Origin of the sequence: uncultured Leifsonia sp., from assembly GCF_945957465.1 — a bacterium.
Lineage (GTDB): Bacteria > Actinomycetota > Actinomycetes > Actinomycetales > Microbacteriaceae > Leifsonia.
In genome coordinates this window covers 107,428-125,077 of sequence record NZ_CAMFLC010000008.1, presented here as the reverse complement: position 1 = coordinate 125,077, position 17,650 = coordinate 107,428, and the positions used below count along the sequence as shown (strand labels likewise).

Annotated in this window: 14 protein-coding genes and 1 pseudogene; 10 read left to right on the top strand and 5 right to left on the bottom strand. The window is 69.8% G+C overall.

Annotated elements, in window-relative coordinates:
* The 5 genes and pseudogenes from pyrH to Q0Q23_RS06445 form a co-directional block, all read left to right on the top strand.
* Window positions 1-308: pseudogene (pyrH, locus tag Q0Q23_RS06465) on the top strand (UMP kinase); the annotation flags it as partial.
* A gap of 111 nt (window positions 309-419) precedes the next feature.
* Entirely contained in the window at window positions 420-974 is a 555-nt protein-coding gene (gene frr / locus Q0Q23_RS06460) for a ribosome recycling factor (protein ID WP_295121116.1), read from the top strand.
* On the top strand, window positions 975-1,973 hold the full coding sequence (locus tag Q0Q23_RS06455) for a phosphatidate cytidylyltransferase (protein ID WP_295121113.1): 999 nt from the start codon (window positions 975-977) through the stop codon (window positions 1,971-1,973).
* A gap of 12 nt (window positions 1,974-1,985) precedes the next feature.
* Entirely contained in the window at window positions 1,986-2,534 is a 549-nt protein-coding gene (locus tag Q0Q23_RS06450; protein WP_295121110.1) for a DivIVA domain-containing protein, read from the top strand.
* A 71-nt stretch (window positions 2,535-2,605) separates the two neighbouring features.
* On the top strand, window positions 2,606-3,307 hold the full coding sequence (locus Q0Q23_RS06445) for a lytic transglycosylase domain-containing protein (RefSeq protein ID WP_295121107.1): 702 nt from the start codon (window positions 2,606-2,608) through the stop codon (window positions 3,305-3,307).
* A 7-nt stretch (window positions 3,308-3,314) separates the two neighbouring features.
* Here the strand turns inward: Q0Q23_RS06445 and Q0Q23_RS06440 are convergent, their stop codons facing one another.
* Window positions 3,315-3,983, bottom strand: coding sequence for a hypothetical protein (locus tag Q0Q23_RS06440; protein ID WP_295121104.1), 669 nt, complete (start codon window positions 3,981-3,983; stop codon window positions 3,315-3,317).
* A 61-nt stretch (window positions 3,984-4,044) separates the two neighbouring features.
* On the opposite strand from Q0Q23_RS06440, the gene Q0Q23_RS06435 reads away from it, so the two are divergent.
* Window positions 4,045-4,344: a hypothetical protein gene (locus tag Q0Q23_RS06435; protein WP_295121101.1), complete on the top strand. Its 300-nt coding sequence runs from the start codon at window positions 4,045-4,047 to the stop codon at window positions 4,342-4,344.
* A 20-nt stretch (window positions 4,345-4,364) separates the two neighbouring features.
* Complete coding sequence (locus Q0Q23_RS06430; RefSeq protein ID WP_295121097.1) at window positions 4,365-5,093, top strand: alpha/beta hydrolase; 729 nt, start codon at window positions 4,365-4,367, stop codon at window positions 5,091-5,093.
* A 31-nt stretch (window positions 5,094-5,124) separates the two neighbouring features.
* On the opposite strand, the gene Q0Q23_RS06425 is transcribed toward Q0Q23_RS06430, so the two are convergent.
* Both Q0Q23_RS06425 and Q0Q23_RS06420 read right to left on the bottom strand, forming a co-directional pair.
* Window positions 5,125-6,162 carry an AI-2E family transporter gene (locus Q0Q23_RS06425; RefSeq protein ID WP_295121094.1) on the bottom strand — a complete coding sequence of 346 codons (1,038 nt, stop codon included), beginning with the start codon at window positions 6,160-6,162 and terminating at the stop codon, window positions 5,125-5,127.
* A gap of 42 nt (window positions 6,163-6,204) precedes the next feature.
* Window positions 6,205-9,267, bottom strand: a complete 3,063-nt coding sequence (locus Q0Q23_RS06420; RefSeq protein WP_295121091.1) for a DivIVA domain-containing protein — start codon at window positions 9,265-9,267, stop codon at window positions 6,205-6,207.
* Window positions 9,268-9,455: 188 nt separating this feature from the next.
* Between Q0Q23_RS06420 and Q0Q23_RS06415 the strand changes: the two genes are divergently transcribed.
* From Q0Q23_RS06415 to Q0Q23_RS06405, 3 genes are all read left to right on the top strand, one after another.
* A complete protein-coding gene (locus Q0Q23_RS06415) occupies window positions 9,456-11,336 on the top strand; it encodes a hypothetical protein (RefSeq protein ID WP_295121088.1) in 1,881 nt (626 codons plus the stop codon).
* 92 nt (window positions 11,337-11,428) lie between these two features.
* On the top strand, window positions 11,429-12,394 hold the full coding sequence (locus tag Q0Q23_RS06410; protein ID WP_295121085.1) for a tetratricopeptide repeat protein: 966 nt from the start codon (window positions 11,429-11,431) through the stop codon (window positions 12,392-12,394).
* A 69-nt stretch (window positions 12,395-12,463) separates the two neighbouring features.
* Window positions 12,464-13,252, top strand: coding sequence for an SDR family oxidoreductase (locus Q0Q23_RS06405; RefSeq protein WP_295121082.1), 789 nt, complete (start codon window positions 12,464-12,466; stop codon window positions 13,250-13,252).
* A gap of 46 nt (window positions 13,253-13,298) precedes the next feature.
* On the opposite strand, the gene glgB is transcribed toward Q0Q23_RS06405, so the two are convergent.
* Window positions 13,299-15,509 (bottom strand): 1,4-alpha-glucan branching protein GlgB, encoded by a 2,211-nt coding sequence (gene glgB, locus Q0Q23_RS06400; protein ID WP_295121079.1) that lies wholly within the window; start codon window positions 15,507-15,509, stop codon window positions 13,299-13,301.
* Window positions 15,506-17,605 (bottom strand): alpha-1,4-glucan--maltose-1-phosphate maltosyltransferase, encoded by a 2,100-nt coding sequence (locus tag Q0Q23_RS06395; RefSeq protein ID WP_295121076.1) that lies wholly within the window; start codon window positions 17,603-17,605, stop codon window positions 15,506-15,508. The genes glgB and Q0Q23_RS06395 overlap by 4 nt, the downstream gene beginning before the upstream one ends.
* Window positions 17,606-17,650: the final 45 nt, after the last annotated feature.

Here is a 17,650-nt window from a genome sequence, read left to right as displayed (position 1 = left end):
TCCCGTACTTCTCGACCGACACCGTCGCCGCGCAGCGCGCGCTGGAGATCAGCGCGGACGTGGTGCTCGTCGCCAAGAACGGCGTCGACGGGATGTACGACGACGATCCGCGCACCAACCCGGATGCGCGCAAGATCGAGCAGATCAGCCACCAGGACGCCCTGCAGCAGGGACTCAAGGCCGTCGACTCCACCGCGCTGAGCCTCTGCATGGACAACGGGATGCCGATGCGCATCTTCGGCATCGAACCGGCCGGCAACGTGACGGCCGCGCTCCTCGGCGCCGAGATCGGCACCCTGCTGGGCTGAGGCCGGCTTTCGAACGAGCCTCGACGACGCCGGGGCTCCGGTCACGTGCACGGGCCGTCCCGCGCCCTGGCCCTAGACTAGACATCGACTCACCGATCTGAAGGAGAAACCGTGATCGCCGATGTGCTTTCCGACGCCCGCCAGCGCATGAGCAAGACCGTGGACGCGGCGAGGGACGACTTCGGCACGGTGAGTGCGGGGCGTGCCAACCCCGCCCTCTTCCAGAAGGTGCTGGTCGACTACTACGGCTCGCCGACGCCGCTTGCTCAGCTGGCCGGGCTGCAGAACCCGGAGGCGCGCGTCCTGCTCGTCACCCCGTACGACAAGTCCGCCCTCAAGGAGATCGAGAAGGCGATCGTCGCAATGCCGAACCTCTCCGCGAACGTCGGCAACGACGGCGAGATCGTGCGCGTGACGCTGCCCGAGCTCACCGAGGACCGTCGTAAGGAGTTCGTCAAGATCGTGCGCGGCAAGGGCGAGGACGCCAAGGTCGCCATCCGCAACATCCGCCGCAAGGCCAAGGACGAACTCGACGCCCTCAAGGGTGAGGTCGGGGACGACGAGGTCGCTCGCGGCGAGAAGGAGCTCGAGACGCTCACCCGTACGCACGTCGACGCCGTCGACGAGGCGCTCAAGCGCAAGGAAGCAGAACTCCTCGAGGTCTGAATGAGCGAGGGGAGCAGCCCCGGCACGCCCCGCGCGCCGGAGTCGGGCAGACGGGGGAAAGCGGCAGCGCGCGCGGAGTTGCGCGCCCAGGTGCAGGCGACCCGTGCCGACTTCGAGCGTCAGGTTCTGGCCAGGAAGGCCCAGCTCGACGCGACGAACGAGCGTATCGCCGCCCGCACCGGCCGGAATCTGATCCTGGCGATCCTGATCGGGCTCGTGGCAGGCGCGCTTCTCATCGTGAGCCTGATCTTCATCAAAGAATTGTTCCTGGTCTTCGGTGCTGCGATGATCGGGTTCGCAGCATTCGAGCTCACGCAGGCCTTCCGCGGTGCAGGGCGCCGTGTCCCGCGCATCCCGACCGTCGTCGCCTCCCTGGCCATCGTGCCGGCGACGTTCTGGTTCCACGCGGGCGGTCAGCTGGTCGCGCTGGCGGCGGGCATCCTGCTGGTCGTGGTGTGGCGGCTCGTGGAGGAGGCGGCTCTGCCGGCCCGGCGTGCCGGTGGTACGGCGCTGGCCCGAGACCTCGCCTGGAGCGTCCTCGTCCAGATGTACGTGACGCTCCTGGGGTCGTTCGCGATCCTGCTGCTCGCGGAAGACGGCGGCGAATGGTGGGTGCTCGCGTTCCTGATCGTGGTCGTCGCCGTCGACACCGGAGCCTACGCGAGCGGACTCTCGTGGGGGCGGCACCCGATGGCGCCGACGATCAGCCCCAAGAAGACCTGGGAGGGGTTCGCCGGCGCGGCCGTCGCCGCGATCGTCGCGGGCGTCCTGGTCTCGCTCTTCATGATCGGCGAACCGTGGTGGTTCGGCATCGTCTTCGGCCTCGTGGCCCTGCTGACGGCCACGGCGGGCGACCTGGCGGAATCGCTGATCAAGCGCGACCTGGGCATCAAGGACATGAGCTCGTGGCTCCCGGGGCACGGCGGTTTCCTCGACCGGCTGGACTCCATCCTGCCGTCGGCGGCGGCCACCTACGTGCTCTTCCTCATCTTCTCCTGACACAATGGCTGTGTGAGCACCTTTCCCCGGAGCCCCAAGTCGAAGCTCGGATACGACGTCGATCAGGTCGACGACTTCCTCATGAATGCGCGTGTCGCCTACGATGCGGACCCGTCGTCCGGTGCGAAGCTGACCGCCTCCGACATCCGGCACACCGCGTTCTCGATGGCCAAGGGCGGCTACTCGACATCGCACGTCGACGCAGCACTCGAGCGCCTGGAGGACGCTTTCGCCGCACGTGAGCGTGAGGCGGCCCGCAGCGCCGCGAGCGATGCGGAGTGGTTCGAACAGGCGCGCACGACAGCGCAGGCGATCCTCGACCGCCTCGAGCGACCCGTGGGCCAGCGGTTCCAGCGGGTCAGCCTGCTCACGCTCGGCTACAACCGCCAAGACGTCGATCGCTTCGCCGGGCGGCTCGTCAAGTACTTCCAGGACGGCCGGCCGATGAGCGTGGAGGAGGTGCGCACGGTGACGTTCCGCGAGCAGCGCGGGGGGTACCGTGAAGCGCAGGTGGACCTGCTTCTCGACAGCGTCACGGACGTGATGCTCGCGGTCCGCTGAGCCTGGTCATTGCCTGAGTAAGGGTGTCTCTCCTTGGAAACTCGTGAATTGTTCGTTGTGGTTCTGTGATCGTGGGTAGACGAGAAACAGCAGAAATCGTTCCGCTGACCCCTGCCAACCCGGTCGGAGTCGCGTTCCGGCGTTCGCGGCGCCCGCACATCCGGTCGCGCGCCGCCATCTGGGGGTTCGCCTTCACCGCCGCCGTGGGGTTCGCCCTCGTCAATGTCGTCGACCCGTACTCGGGAAGCGCCGCGACTCCGGCATACGCGGACGCGCTGCAGAACATCGACCAGACCTCGCGCTACGGCGATGCACCGGTTCAGAGTCTGACGGCTCCCGACGCCTCGGCCACCACGGTGACCCGCGACGTGCTGAGCGTGAAGCCCAAGCCGACGCCGACCCCGACGCCCACCCCCACGGCGACCAAGTCGTCGTCGAGCCGTGCGGGCTCCAGCAGCGCTCCGTCCGCCCCGATTCCCGACCCGGGCACGGCCAAGGCGATCGCCTACCAGATGGTGCAGGCCCGCGGCTGGGGCGACGACCAGTACAGCTGCCTGGTGGCGCTCTGGAACAGGGAGTCCGGCTGGCGCGTGAACGCCTCCAACCCCAGCGGTGCCTACGGCATCCCGCAGGCCCTTCCCGGGAGCAAGATGGGCCCGGGTTGGCAGACGGACGCCTCCGTGCAGATCTCGTGGGGTCTCGGCTACATCGCGGGTCGCTACACCAACCCGTGCGGCGCGTGGAGCCACTCCCAGTCCACCGGCTGGTACTGACCCTCCGTCACTCGCCCGCTTCCCCGGTCGTACCGGGATGGTGCGGCGTGTACTCGCGCCAGAACCGGAAGTAGATCCGCGCGCCCAGCCACAGGGAGACGGCGACGTAGGCGATCGCGCAGACGAGCCCGACGACCCACGACAGCGCGACGTCCACTCCGTTCGTCGCGAGCACGACGCCGAGGAACAGGCCGAACAGCGCGCCGTTGACGACGAAGGTGAACATCATGCTGCTGCCGATGACCTGGCTCCGGCCGCGGCGCCCGAGGAAGTAGTAGGTGCGGTTCGCGCCGTCCCGATCGTCGTGCGCGGAGGCGAACAGACCGCGAGCGACCTCCGGGGCGAGCCGGACGTACTGTGCGCGCAGGCGGTTCATCGCGAGCACATACATGAGGTCTTCCATCGATACGTTCGTCACACGGACCTGGGTCAACACTCCGACGATCACGACCAGGCCGAGCAGCGCGTCGGCGAACGCGGGGAAGATGCCCGCGAACGAGGTGGCCTGGCCCACGAGTGCGATGCTGACCAGCGCCGCCGACATGAGCGTCAGCAGCATGCTGATCCGGGTCAGGACCTCATTCTGCGTGGTGCTGCGGGACGCGAGGAGGCTCCAGTGCTCGGTGGCGAGCAGCTGGGCCGCGAGGGCGTCGGTGTTGCGAGCCTCGTCGCTCATGCGGCGATGGTACTGCGCGCGGGGCGGCGGGTGACACCCGAGCTCTGCATAGACTGGGGGAGTGCCACGCAGCAATCGTCCCCGCCGCCGTCATGGCGAGCAGCGTGACGAGGAGCGGGACGGCCTCGACCGACTGCTCGCGGGCTGGAAGCGCGTCGAGGTCCGTCGTGGCGTGGAATGGAACGTGCAGCCGGTGTCGGCGCAGCAGGCGCAGAAGAGTTACGTGTGTCCCGGCTGCGGTCGCGAGATCGATCCGGGAGTCGCCCATCTCGTCACCTGGCGCGCCGACGGTGTGCTGGGTGACTCGGCGGATCTCGCAGCCCGTCGGCACTGGCACAACACCTGCTGGAAGATCGCGTGACGGATGAAGGAGAGCCTGCTGTGACCGACGCACCGACGGAGATCCGGGGCGGCGTCGAGCTGCCCGCGCGCCGGGAGGACATCGAGCTGCGCACCAGGGACGGCCTCAGCCTCGTCGGCGAGCTCGCGAGCCCGCTGGACCGCGAGCCGGTGGCAACGCTGGTCACTCTCCACCCGCTGCCGACGGCGGGCGGTTTCATGGATTCGCACATCCTGAGAAAGGCCGCGGCGCGGCTGCCCGCCCTGGCCGACATCGCGGTGCTGCGCTTCAACACGCGGGGCACGTCGTCGCCGCGAGGACGCAGCCAGGGCGAGTTCGGCCACGGTGTCGATGAGCGCTACGACGTGGAGGCGGCGATGGAGTTCGTCGCGGAGCGCGGCCTCCCGCACCCGTGGCTCCTCGGCTGGTCGTTCGGAACCGAGCTGGCGCTCATGTACGGCAGAGAGTTCCCTGTCGACGGCGTCATCCTGCTCTCGCCGCCGCTGCACCGCGCCAAGCCGGAGCATCTCGCCGCCTGGACCGGCGACGAACGGCCGATCGTCGCGCTCATCCCGGAGCACGACGACTATCTCAAGCCGGCGGAGGCGGCCGAGCGGTTCCGGCCGTTGCCGCAGATCGAACTCGTCGATGTTGAGGGCGGCAAGCACCTCTGGGTGGGCGAGAACCAGACGAGGCGGGTGCTCGACGAGGTCGTCGAGCGGCTCAATCCGGCAGCGCTGCCGCTGCCGACCGAGTGGTCGCCGGCCTGAGAGTCGGATCCGTCCGGCCGGAAGAGACCGGTCAGAGCTCGTTCTGGCGGGGGATGACCACCTGCTTGATGATGAGCAGGATGGCCGCGGCGAAGGGGATGGCGACCAGGGCGCCGAGGATGCCGAGCAGCGTGCCGCCGGCGAGGGCGGCCACCACCACCAGCGCGCCGGGCACCGCCACCGCGCGGTTCATGATGCGCGGGCTGAGGACGTATGCCTCCACCTGCATGTAGACGATGTAGTAGATCGCGGCGGCGATCGCCGTCGGCGTACCGGACAGGAAGCAGACCGCGACGATGATCACCGAGCCGGTGATCGTTCCGACGAGCGGGATCAGGGAGAAGAAGAATGCGATCGAGGCGAGCAGGATGGGGAACTTCGCTCCGATGATCGTGAGGAAGATCGCGCTGAGCACGCCGTTCACCAGGGCGAGGGAGACCTGACCCATCACGTACTTGCCGACGGAGTCGGTGATCTGGTCGCCCAGGTCGGCGAAACGCGAGCGGCGGGAGGCCGGCACGAGCTGATAGGCGGCGCGTTTGATGCTGGGCAGCGAGGCCGTGAAGTAGATCGTGAGGATGACGACGATGATCACGCCGAACGCGCCCTGCACGATGCCGATGCCCGTCTGGAGCACCTTGGAGGTGATGTCGGGGAGGTTCTTCTGGAGCCAGTCGGTCACCGCGTTGATGTTCTGCTGGTTGACGATCGTCGGGAACTGGTGCTGGAGGCTGAGGAACCAGGACTCGGCGCCACCGTTGTTCACCCAATTGATCGTGTTGTTGACCAACTGGGTCGCCTGCCCGACGGCGACCGGCACGATGGCCCAGATCAGGGCGACGAACAGCCCGAGGATGACGACCAGCGTCAGGACAAGCGCCAGCCAGCGCGGGAACTTGCGTCGCTCGAGGAACGCGATCGAGGGCTCGATTCCGAGCGCGAGGAAGAGCGCGGCGCCGATGTAGGTGATGATCGTGGCCAGGCTGACGATCGACGTGAGGATGAGGACCCCGAGGCCCACGCCGAGCGTGCCGATCAGTCCCACGCGGAACGCGTTCTGGATCTTCACTGGGTTCCCCTCCGCAGCCGGCCCCTCCGGGCCGGCCGGAGGTCAGTCGTCGGCTGACACCTTGTCGGCCTGCTGGAGCATACCCCGCAGGTTCTCGAAGTACCCGGCCACGGCCTCGCGCTCAATCCTAATCTGGGACAGGCGCTCCTCCGCGTCGGCGACGAGGCGTTGCGTGCGCTCCTCCGCCTCTTCGATGAGGGAGTCGGCGCGCTCCTGGGCTTCGCGCACGATTCCGGCGGCGACCTTCTCGGCCTCCTTGCGCGCGGCCTTCACCGTCTCGCGAGCCTCGGTGTCGAACGTCTCGGCCTCGGTGCGGGCCTGGGCGGTGCGCTTGACGGCGTCGGCGAGCTGCACGTTGGCTTCGTCCAGATACTTCTGGGTCTGGGCGACGGCCTCCTGGTGCCTGCTGAGGTATTCCTTCTCGGCCTCGTCCCGCCGAGCGCGGAGTTCGACGTCGAGGTCGATCCTCGCCTGCTCGATCTCGTGGGTGCGCTTGTCGAGCTCTGCCGTGGTGGCGGTGCGGAGGGCCGTGAGCTCGGCGTCGAGCGCCGCGCGGGCGGTGGCGTCCTCCTGGTCGAAGGCGGCCTGTCGTTCGGCGAGTTCCGCGTCGAGCGCGGTTCGAGCTTCTGCGGCCTCGCGGGCGATCTCGGCACGGGCCCTCGCGGTTTCGGCGTCGAGGGCCAGGCGGGCGCGCTCGGTCTCCTCGGCCAGGGTCACGCGCGTCTGCTCCGCCTCCCGCTCGAGTTCGAGTCGCTGCTGTTCGCGGGCGTTCTTCAGTTCCTGCTCGGTCGTCGCCCGCTGATCGGCGAGTTCGGCCGTCGTGCGCTTGACCTCGGCTTCGAGAGAGCTGCGCGTCTGCTCCCGGTCGTCCGCGAGCCGCGAACGCGTCTCCTCCTCCTCGGCAGCGAGGGCCGACTTGGTCTGTTCGACCTCGGCAGCGAGGGCCGACTTCGTGGTGGTGACCTCGGTTTCGAGGGCCGACTTGGTCTGTTCGACCTCGGCGGCGAGCGCCGACTTCGTGGTGGTGACCTCGGTTTCGAGGGCCGACTTGGTCTGTTCGACCTCGGCGGCGAGCGCCGACTTCGTCTGCTCGACCTCGGCCTCCAGCGCCGCCCGCGTGGTCACCACCTCGGTCTCCAGAGCGGACAACGTCTGCTCCTTCTCGGCGGCCAGGCGGGCGGCGGTCTGGTCGACATCGGCGGCGAGCTGCGCGCGCGTGGTGGCGACCTCCGCCGCGAGCGCGCTGCGCTCGGTGGCGAGCTCTTCGGCGAGCTCGGCCCTGGCAGCGCCGACTTCGGCCGCGAGCTCGGCGCGGAGGCGCGTCGCCTCGGCGTCGAGCTCCTTGCGCTGCGCGTCGACTTCGGCGGCGAGCTCGGAGCGCGTGGTCTCGACCTCGGCGGCGAGCGCGGTCTGCGTGGTCTCGACCTCGTCTGCCAACTCCGCGCGCACGGTCTCGACTTCCGTCGCGAGTTCCGCCCGCGTCTTCTCGACGTCGGCGGCCAGCTGGGTGCGGGTCTTCTCCACTTCTTTCGCGAGCGCCGTCTGCGTCCGCTTGACGTCTGCGGCCAGGGCCGCCTGTGTGCTCTCCACCTCTGCGGCGAGATCGGCGCGGGTCGTGGCGACCGTGTCGGCGAGTTCGGCCTCCGTGCGCTCACGGTCGGCGGCGAGCTGGGCACGGGTGTTCTCGACCTGCGTCGCGAGTTCGGCCGCCGTGCGCTCACGGTCGGCCGCAAGCGCCGCCGCCGTCGAGATCCGGTCGGCTTCGAGTCCGGCGCGCGTCTCCGTGGTCTCGCGCTCCAGGGTGGTCCGGGTCTGGAGGACCTCGTCGGCCAGTTGCTTCTTGGTGCGCTCCACCTCCTCCGCGAGGGCGGAACGCGTGGTGGTGACATCGGTGTCGAGCTGCGAGCGCGCGGCCGTGACGTCCGCCTCCAGCTGCGCCCTGGTCGTGGTCACCTCGTCGGCGAGGGCCGACTTGGTGCGGGTCACCTCGTCGGCGAGCTCGCTCGTCGTGCGGGCGACCTCGTCGGCGAGGGCCGATTTCGTGGAGGTCACCTCGTCGGCCAGACGGGCCCTGGTCTGCTCCACCTCGGCGGAAAGGGCGCTCTTGGTCTGCTCCACCTCGGCGGCGAGTGCGGTCGTCGTCCGTTCGACGTCGTCCGCCAGCGCCTGCCGGGCGGTCGCGTCCTCGTGCTGGAGGTCGGCACGCGTCTGTGCGGCTTCGGCCGCGAGCGCGGCACGCTGCCGCTCGACCTCGTCGGCGAGCTCTGCCCGCGCCTGGGCGATCTCGGCGGCGAGGGCGTCACGGGCGGCGGTCTGTTCGGCGGCGAGCCGGTCCGCCGTCTCCGCCACCTTCCTGTCCAGCTCCAGGCGCGTCTGCGCGGCCTCGCGCTCGAACGCGGCCCGGTCGGCGGCGAGGGCGTTCTCGAGTTCGCTGCGGCGGGCGGCGATGGTCCGGTCGAGTTCCGCTGTCTCGGCGCGTGCCGCCTCCGCCTCGCGGAGCGCGACCGCCTTCAGCTCCGCCGCTTCGCGGTCGGCCTCCGCGCGGACCGCGGCGGCTTCGCGCTTGCTGGTGGCCCGCAGCTCCGCCGCCTCGGTCGCCACGGCGCCGCGGATCGCCGCAGCCTCGCGCATCGCGTCGGTGAGCAGCGTCTCCTTGTCGGCCCGCGTGCGTGCGAGAAGTTCGGCCGATTCGATCTGTGCGTCTTCGATCGCCGTCGTCGCGCGGGCCTGCGCGTCGGCGAGGACGCGTTCGGCCTGCTGCGCGGCGGTCTTCTTGATCTTCTCGACCTCGGCGCTGACGCCCGCGCGCAGCTTGTCGGCATCGATGTCGGCCTGGGCGATCAGCCGGGTCGACTGCTCCTCGGCGACGCGGAGGGTGTTCTCGAGCTTGGTGCCCAGCCCGGAGTACGTCGGGCTGCCGACCTCTTCGATCTCGGCGGTGAGCTCGTCGATGCGCACCTGGAGGCGCTTGATCTCCTTGGACTGGTCGGCCGATTGGGTGTTGGACTTGATCAGCTCGCGCCGCAGGTCCTGCAAGGCCTTGTCCACCTCGTCTTTGTCGTAGCCGCGGAAGACCTGCGTGAAGTTGGATTCGTCGGTGGCCACTGTGTTACTCCTGAAAGGGATGTCCGGGTGAGCGAGCCGCGCGCGCGCCGCATCGATCTTACATTTCGACGCCCGTACCCGCATGGGGGACTGCGTGAGCGCGCAGACAACGGTTAGATGCCTTTCAGGGTGCTCGACTATCGTTGTGTGTCTGTGCCCCGCCCCCTCCCGGCACATGAGGAGTCTGTTTGCGTTTCGTACTGGCCATCGTCGCGTTCGTGGTCGCTGCCGTCATGATCGTGGCCGGCATCGCCCAGCGCACGATCTTCGCACCCCCGTCGCAGATCGCTGCCTCGGCGACGGTCGGCGGCGACGCACGGTACATCGTGATCTCCAGCGCGGCGCTGAACGCCCACCCGGGTCAGCAGACGCTCTCGATCGCAGGTGCGCCGGACGCCAAGACGCAGATGGTCGCGTACGGCCGCACCGCTGACGTCACCGCGTGGATCGGCGGCCAGAAGTACGCCGCCGTCGGCTACCGGCCCGGCACCGGCGAGCTGACCGTCAAGACGGTCACCCCCAAGGCCACGGCCGGCTCCGGTTCCACGGACGGATCGGCGGACCCGGCCACGCCGACGCCGACGCCGACGCCCGCTGCGACGGCCGGCTCCGGTTCGACGGCCGCTGCCACGCCCGGGCCCAACCCGGCCGGCTCCGACCTCTGGCTCGAAGAGTACGACGGCCTGGACGCCCAGACCACGAGGATGAACGTGCCGGACGGCGTGAGCGTCATCATCGCGAGCGACGGCACCAAGCCGGCGCCGAACAAGATCCTGCTGACCTGGCCGGTCGACACCAGCACGCCGTGGGCGTTCCCGCTCATCATCGGCGGTCTCGTCCTCCTGGTGATCGGCATCGCGCTGTACCTGTGGGGCCTCTACACCCACCGCAAGTCGCGCGGCCCCCGACGCAAGAGCGGACCCAAGATGCCCAAGCTCCCCAAAGCCCCGAAGTACAAGCCGACGGCGTCCATCGAGGCGACTCCGCGTGGTCGCCGTTCCCGCGGTCGCACCCGGGCGATGGTCCCCGCCGTCCTCGCCGCCGTCCTCGCCTTCACCGGCGTCGGAGCCGGTGCGGCGTTCGCCGATGGCCCGACGGGGACGCCGACGCCCACCAGTACCAGCGTTCCGAAGAGCGACAACCAGCTTCCGCCGGCAGTGACCGTCCCGCAGCTGGAGCGCATCGTCAAGCGCATCTCGGTGGTGGCCGCCAACGCCGACGCCAAGAACGACCCGGCCCTCGCGAAGCTCCGCTTCGCGGGCCCGGCGCTGCAGCTGCGCACCGCGAACTACGCCATCCGTGCCAAGAAGGCCGACCAGCCCCCGCTTCCCGCCATTCCCGCCGGTCCGCTGGAGCTGTCGCTGCCGCAGGCGACCGACAGCTGGCCCCGCACGGTCACGGCCGTGTTGAAGATGCCGAACGACTCGGCGGGCAAGCCGCAGGCCCCGCTCGCCCTGGCGCTCGTGCAGCAGACGCCGCGCGACAACTACATGGTCGAGTACGCCATCGCGCTCGAGCCGAACGTCAAGGTGCCCAACCTCGCGCCGGCGAGCATCGGCGCGGCGGTCGTGCCGCCGGACTCGAAGCTGCTCAAGGTGCAGCCGAGCGAGATCGCCGCCGCCTACGGCGACATCCTGCTCAACGGCGACAAGAGCAAGTGGAACTCGAGCTTCGACCTCACGGACGACAAGCTCGTCGCGCAGGTCGGCGCATCGTGGAAGCAGCAGGAGCAGGCACGCCTCACCCAGCAGTTCGGCAACACCTCGTCGCTGACGTTCACGAGCCGGCTCGGCACCGGCCCGGTGATCTCGATGGCCACCAACGACTCGGGCGCGATCGTCTGGGTGAACCCCGAAGAAGTGCAGCTGCACAAGGTCCAGGAGGCCGGCGCACAGGTGATCGCGGGCGCCACGACGGCCGCGCTGAGCGGCGTCGCCCAGTCGAACACCGGCATCGAGTCGGTGTACGGCTACCAGCTCGCGTTCTACGTCCCTCCGGCCGGCTCGACCGAGAAGGTGCGCCTGCTCGGTTTCTCGCAGGGGCTGGTCTCGGCGCGCGAGGTGCAGTAGCCGGGCCGCCTCCTGCGGCAGCCCGTCCGCGCCGTATCCTGTTAACCCGTCCGGACCCGCTGTCCGCGAATCGTCAGCTTCAGGAGAATCGCATGAGCCAGATCCCGCCCACTCCGACCAACCTCCGCGGCGCCGTCGACCTGAGCGGCCTCGTCAACCGGCCGCAGGCCGCCGCAGGCGGGGCGACGGGGGAGCCGGTCGCCGGTGAGGCGATCGAGCTGCCGAGCCTGTTCTTCCAGGGCACCGACGCGAACTTCAACGATTTCATCGACCTGTCGATGCGCGTGCCGGTCGTGGTTGCGCTGTCGGCCTCCTGGGCCGACCCCGACCGCCGTCTGGCGACGGTCCTGGACACGGTCACCTCGGACCTCGGCGGACGGATCGTCCTGGTGCAGGTCGATGTCGATGCCAATCCGCAACTCGTGCAGGCGTTCCAGGCCCAGTCGGTTCCGGCGGTCGCCGGTATCGTCGCAGGCCGCCCCGTTCAGCTGTTCGCCGGCGCTCTCCCGGAGGAGCAGGTGCGCGACGTCATCGCGCAGCTCCTCGAGCTGGCGGCGCAGAACGGTGTGACCGGCACCGCCGCGGTCGACGCCGACGCCGGGGCATCGCCCGAGGGCGCCGACGCGGAGCCGGAGCCCGAACCGCTCCCGCCGCTGCACGCCGAGGCGTACGAAGCGATCGACCGTGGCGACTACCAGGCCGCCATCGCCGCCTACAAGACGGCGATCGCCCAGGATCCGCGTGACACGATGGCGATCGCCGGCCTGGCGCAGGTGAGCCTCCTCGACCGTCTGGCCGGGCGGACGCTGGACGAGATCCGTACCGCTGCCGCCGCCGACCCGTCCGACCGCGACGCCCAGCTGGCCGTCGCCGACCTCGACCTCTCCGGCGGCCATGTCGACGACGCGTTCGATCGGCTGCTCACGCTCTTCCCGAAGCTCGACTCCGCCGGCAAGGAGACGGTGCGGGCGCGCATCCTGGAGTATTTCGAGATCGTCGGTGTGGACGACCCCCGCGTCGGCAAGGCGCGGGCTAGGCTGGCGTCGCTGCTCTACTGACGTCGCCTTTCGGCCCCGTGCCGAGCCTCGGTCGGGCGGCTGACACCCCCTCGCCTGGAAGGCTCGCGCATGTCCCGAGTGCTCGTCGTCGGTGGGACCGGTCTGGCCGGTCGCGCCGTCGCCGCTGAAGCGGTGGAACGCGGTCACCAGGTCGTGGTGGCGGCCAGGCGCACGCCCGACGACGACGCGGGGAGCTACGTGGTCGGTGCCGACTACGTCACTGTCGACCTCGTTTCGGGTGAGGGCCTGGAGGAGGCCGTCAGCGACGTCGACGTTCTCGTCGATGTCAGCAACGCGACCGGACGACGGGCGTCCCACGTGTTCGCGCACGGTTCCGGCAACCTCCTGCACACGGCGGCCCGATTCGGCGTGGGGCACGCGGTCCTGCTCTCGGTCGCCGGCATCGACGGCGCCCGGCACCCCTACTACCGGGCGAAGCTGATGCAGGAGCGCACCTACCTCGAGTCGCCGCTGGAGGCCCGGATCGTCCGGGCGACGCAGTTCCACGACTTCGTCACCGCGATCTTCGAGCGCGGGCGCCGGTTCGGAATCCTGACGTCGCCCGCGTCCACCCGGTTCCAACCCATCGCGGTCTCCGATGTCGCACGCGTGCTCGTCGACGCCGCAGAGGGCAGCGGCGATCCGGACTCGATCCGGACGGTGGGCGGCCCGCGCGTCGAGTCGGCCCGGTCGCTCGCCCACCAGTGGAAGCAGGCCAGCGGCACGCGCCGGCCGATCCTCTCCGTGCGGCTCGGCGGCCCGCTGGGCTCGGCGTGGCGCGCCGGGAGCAACCTCGCGCCCGAGCACGCCCTCGACGGGCTCGGCTACTCCGCGTGGCTGGCCCGATCGGCCGACTGAGGCTGCGACGCACCGGGCCACGAAGCGCGGGTGCGGAGGCCGGGGATCACCGGCCCCGGGGACGCAGGTACAGCGCTCCCAGCGGAGGGAGTGTGAGCACAGCGGAGGCCGGACGGCCCATCCACGGCTCGTCGTGGGCCGTCACACCGCCGAAGTTGCCGACTCCCGAGCCGCCGAAGTCGCTCGCGTCGGTATTGAGCAGCTCCTCCCACTCGCCCGCGAAGGGCAGGCCGACCCGGTAGCTTTCATGCGGGTTCCCCGAGAAGTTCAGCAGCACGGCGATGGGCGACCCGTCGCGGTCCTTGCGGAGGAACGCCAGCACGTTGCCCGCCGCGTCCGATCCGTCGAGCCACTCGAAGCCGGCCGGGTCGTTGTCCAGCGACCAGAACTGCGGGTTGTCGCGGTACACGGCGTTCAGCTGTGCCACGAGGTTCCAGAGCCCGCGATGGCTGGGCTGGTCCAGCATCCACCAGTCGAGTCCGCGCTCCTCGCTCCACTCGGAGTACTGGCCGAACTCCTGGCCCATGAACAGCAGCTGCTTGCCCGGGTGCGCCCACATGAACGAGAGGAACGCGCGCACGTTCGCCAGCTGCTGCCAGTGGTCGCCGGGCATCTTGCCGATGAGCGACCCCTTGCCGTGCACCACCTCGTCGTGGCTGATCGGCAGCAGGAAGTTCTCACTCCACGCGTACACGAACGAGAAGGTGATCTCGCTGTGGTGGTAGCTGCGCCACATCGGGTTCTCCTGGATGTACTGGAGAGCGTCGTGCATCCAGCCCATGTTCCACTTGAGTCCGAAGCCGAGGCCGCCCGACGACGTCGGCGCGGTGACGCCGGCGTAGCTGGTCGACTCCTCGGCGATCATCACCGTGCCGGGATTGCGCTTGTAGGAGGTCGCGGTGACCTCCTGCAGAAAGCCGATCGCCTCGAGGTTCTCGCGGCCGCCGTGGATGTTGGGCTCCCACTCGCCGTCGTTGCGCGAGTAGTCGAGGTAGAGCATCGAGGCGACGGCGTCGACCCGGAGGCCGTCGACGTGGAACTCCTCGAGCCAGTACAGAGCGTTGGCGACGAGGAAGTTGCGCACCTGCGAGTTGCCGTAGTCGAAGATGTAGGTGCCCCAGTCCTTGTGCTCGCCGCGGCGGGGGTCGGGGTGCTCGTAGAGCGCTTGACCGTCGAACCGGGCGAGGGCCCAGTCGTCCTTCGGGAAGTGACCGGGGACCCAGTCGAGGATGACGCCGATTCCCGCCTGGTGCAGCCGGTCGATGAGGTATTTGAGGTCGTCGGGGGAGCCGAAACGGCTGGTCGGCGCGTAGTAGCCGGTCACCTGGTAGCCCCACGAGCCGCCGAACGGGTGCTCGGCGAGCGGGAGGAACTCCACATGCGTGTAGCCGAGCCCGCCCACGTAGTCGATGAGCTGATCGGCCGCCTCCCGGTAGCCGAGACCGGGACGCCAGCTGCCGAAGTGCAGCTCGTAGACGCTCATCGGCCCGGAGTGCGGGTCGGTGGCGGCGCGGCGGCGCATCCACTCGGCGTCCTGCCAGTCGTGCCGGCTCACCGAGATCACGGACGCCGTGTTGGGCGGCGTCTCTGCCGCCTGCGCCATCGGGTCGATCTTGCGCACCCACCCGCCGTCGGCGCCGAGGAGGTCGAACTTGTAGATGGAGCCCTCGCCGAGACCGGGCACGAACAGCTCCCAGACCCCGGAGGCGCCCATGTTGCGCATCGCGTGCAGCGTGCCGTCCCAGCCGTTGAAGTCGCCGACGACGCGCACAGCGCGGGCGTGGGGCGCCCACACGGTGAACGCGGTGCCGGTGACCCCGCCGAGGTCGCGCACGTGGGCGCCGAGCGCGGTCCAGAGCTGCTCATGCCTGCCCTCCCGGATCAGGTGGAGGTCGAGCTCGCCGATCGTGGGCAGGAAACGGTAGGGGTCGTCGGTGGTCCAGGTGCTGCCGCCGGCGTACCGCGCCTCGATCTCGTAGGCGCCGGGGCCGACGATGTCGACACCCTGCCAGATCCCGTGCGCCAGATGCGCGAGCTCGATGTGCGCCCCGGTGTGCAGGATCGCGAACACGGCTTCGGCGAGCGGCCGCAGCGCGCGGATGACCGTGATCGGGTCCTCCACGCCGGGCGCGGCCACCTGGTGCTGGCCGAGGACGGCATGCGGGTCGTGGTAGCTGCCGGTGGCCACGGCGTGCAGCACGCCGTCGTCGAGGGCGGGCAGGTCGACAGCGGCGGCGCCTTCGGGGATCGGGGTCATCGTGCTGCCTCCAACGGCTTGACGGAAAGGATGTGCACCGGTTCGGTGAACGCGTCGAGGCGCACGTAGTTGTCGGCGCCCCAGGTCCAGCGCTGCCCGGTCACCCGGTCGCGGACCTCGAACTGCGCGCCCGGCTCGATGCCGAACGCGGTCACGTCGAGGTGGACCATCGTCTCGCGCACCGAGTGCGGATCGACGTTGGCGACGACGAGGACGGCGTCGGGCTTGCCGCTGCGTGTGAACGCGCCCGCGAGGTACTTCGAGTACACCAGCACGGCGTCGTCCTCGCTGCCGTGCACGTGCAGGTTGCGCAGCTGTCTCAGGGCCGGATGCTCGCTCCGCGCGCGGTTGAGCATCGTCAGGTAGGGCGCGAGGGAGCGGCCGAGCGCCGCGGCGCGTGCGTAGTCCCGCGGCCGGTATTCGTACTTCTCGTTGTCGATGTACTCCTCCGCCCCCGGCCGGGCGACGTTCTCGTACAGTTCGAAGCCGGAGTACACGCCCCAGGTCGGTGCGCCCGTCGCGGCGATCGCAGCCCGGATCTTGAAGGCGGCCGGGCCGCCGTACTGCAGGTACTCCGTGAGGATGTCCGGCGTGTTGACGAACAGGTTCGGGCGGAGGAAGTCCGCGGTGTCATGGGCAAGGCCGTCGAGGAACTCCTCGAGCTCCTCTTTGGTGTTCCGCCAGGTGAAGTAGGTGTACGACTGCTGGAATCCCGCCTTGGCGAGCGTGTGCAGAAGCGCAGGCCGTGTGAACGCCTCGGCGAGGAAGACCACGTCGGGGTCCGTCTCGTTGACGGTGTGGATGAGCCACTCCCAGAAGTGCAGCGGCTTGGTGTGCGGGTTGTCGACGCGGAAGATCCGGACGCCGAGGGACATCCAGTACCGCACGATCCGCAGCACCTCGGCGCGCAGCCCGTCGTAGGCGTTGTCGAAATTGATCGGGTAGATGTCCTGATACTTCTTCGGCGGGTTCTCCGCGTACGCGATCGTGCCGTCGGGCAGTGTCGTGAACCATTCGGGGTGCTGGGCCACCCACGGGTGGTCGGGGGAGGCCTGGAGGGCGAGATCGAGGGCGATCTCCAACCCCGCCTGCTTGGCCTTGCCGAGGAAGAAGACGAAATCCTTCTCGGTGCCGAGGTCGGGATGGATGGCGTCGTGGCCGCCATCGGGTCCGCCGATCGCCCACGGCGAGCCCGGATCGTTCGGGCCGGCCTCGAGGGTGTTGTTCGGCCCCTTGCGGAACGTGCGGCCGATGGGGTGGATCGGGGGCAGGTAGACGACGTCGAACCCCATCGCAGCCACCTCCGGCAGCCGCTTGGCCGCCGTGCGGAACGTGCCGGACTGCCAGCGGCCGTCCGGCAGGCGCTTGGCGCCCTCCGACCGCGGGAAGAATTCGTACCAGCTGCCGACGCCGGCGCGCGTGCGCTCGACCAGCACCGAGCGCGTCGGCGAGAGCGAGGGCAGGGCGACGACGGGACGTTCCGTGAGGATGCGCGTGATGCGATCGTCGACGGCCGCCCGGAAGCGCTCGTCCACGTCGCGGGCGCCGTCCGCCACCACCCTCGCCGCTTCGGAGAGATGGCGGCGCTCGGCGGTGCTGCGCCGTTTGTCCGCGGACGCCGTCGAGAGGAGGTCGTGACCGATCGTCAGCATCAGCTCGACGTCGATGCCGGCCGGCACTTTGACCTCGGCGTTGTGCCGCCAGGTGGCGTACTCGTCGGCGTAGGCCTGCACGCGGTACCGCCAGCGGCCCTCCTGCTCGAGCTGGACGTCCACCTCCCAGCGGTCGGTGCCCGGCGCGATCGGGCGCATGTGGTGCTCGGTCTGCGTCCCGGAGGGGTCGAGCAGGAGGAGGTCCACGCCGATGCGGTCGTGTCCTTCGCGGAACGCCGTGGCCCGGAACGGGACGACTTCCCCGCTGAACGCGGATGCCGCCCACTGGCCGTCGTCCACCTGCGGGGACAGGTCGAGGATGGGGATCCGGGGGAGGAGGGGCTCGTAGTCGTCGGCTGTCGGCGCGCCGGCCGCCGAGTCGACGGGTGCCGGCGCCTTCTCTGCTGCGGCGGCTGATGGTTTGGTCGCTGCGCTCTTTCCCACATGCCGACCGTACACTCATTCATCCACGCGTCATGAGCCCGACTT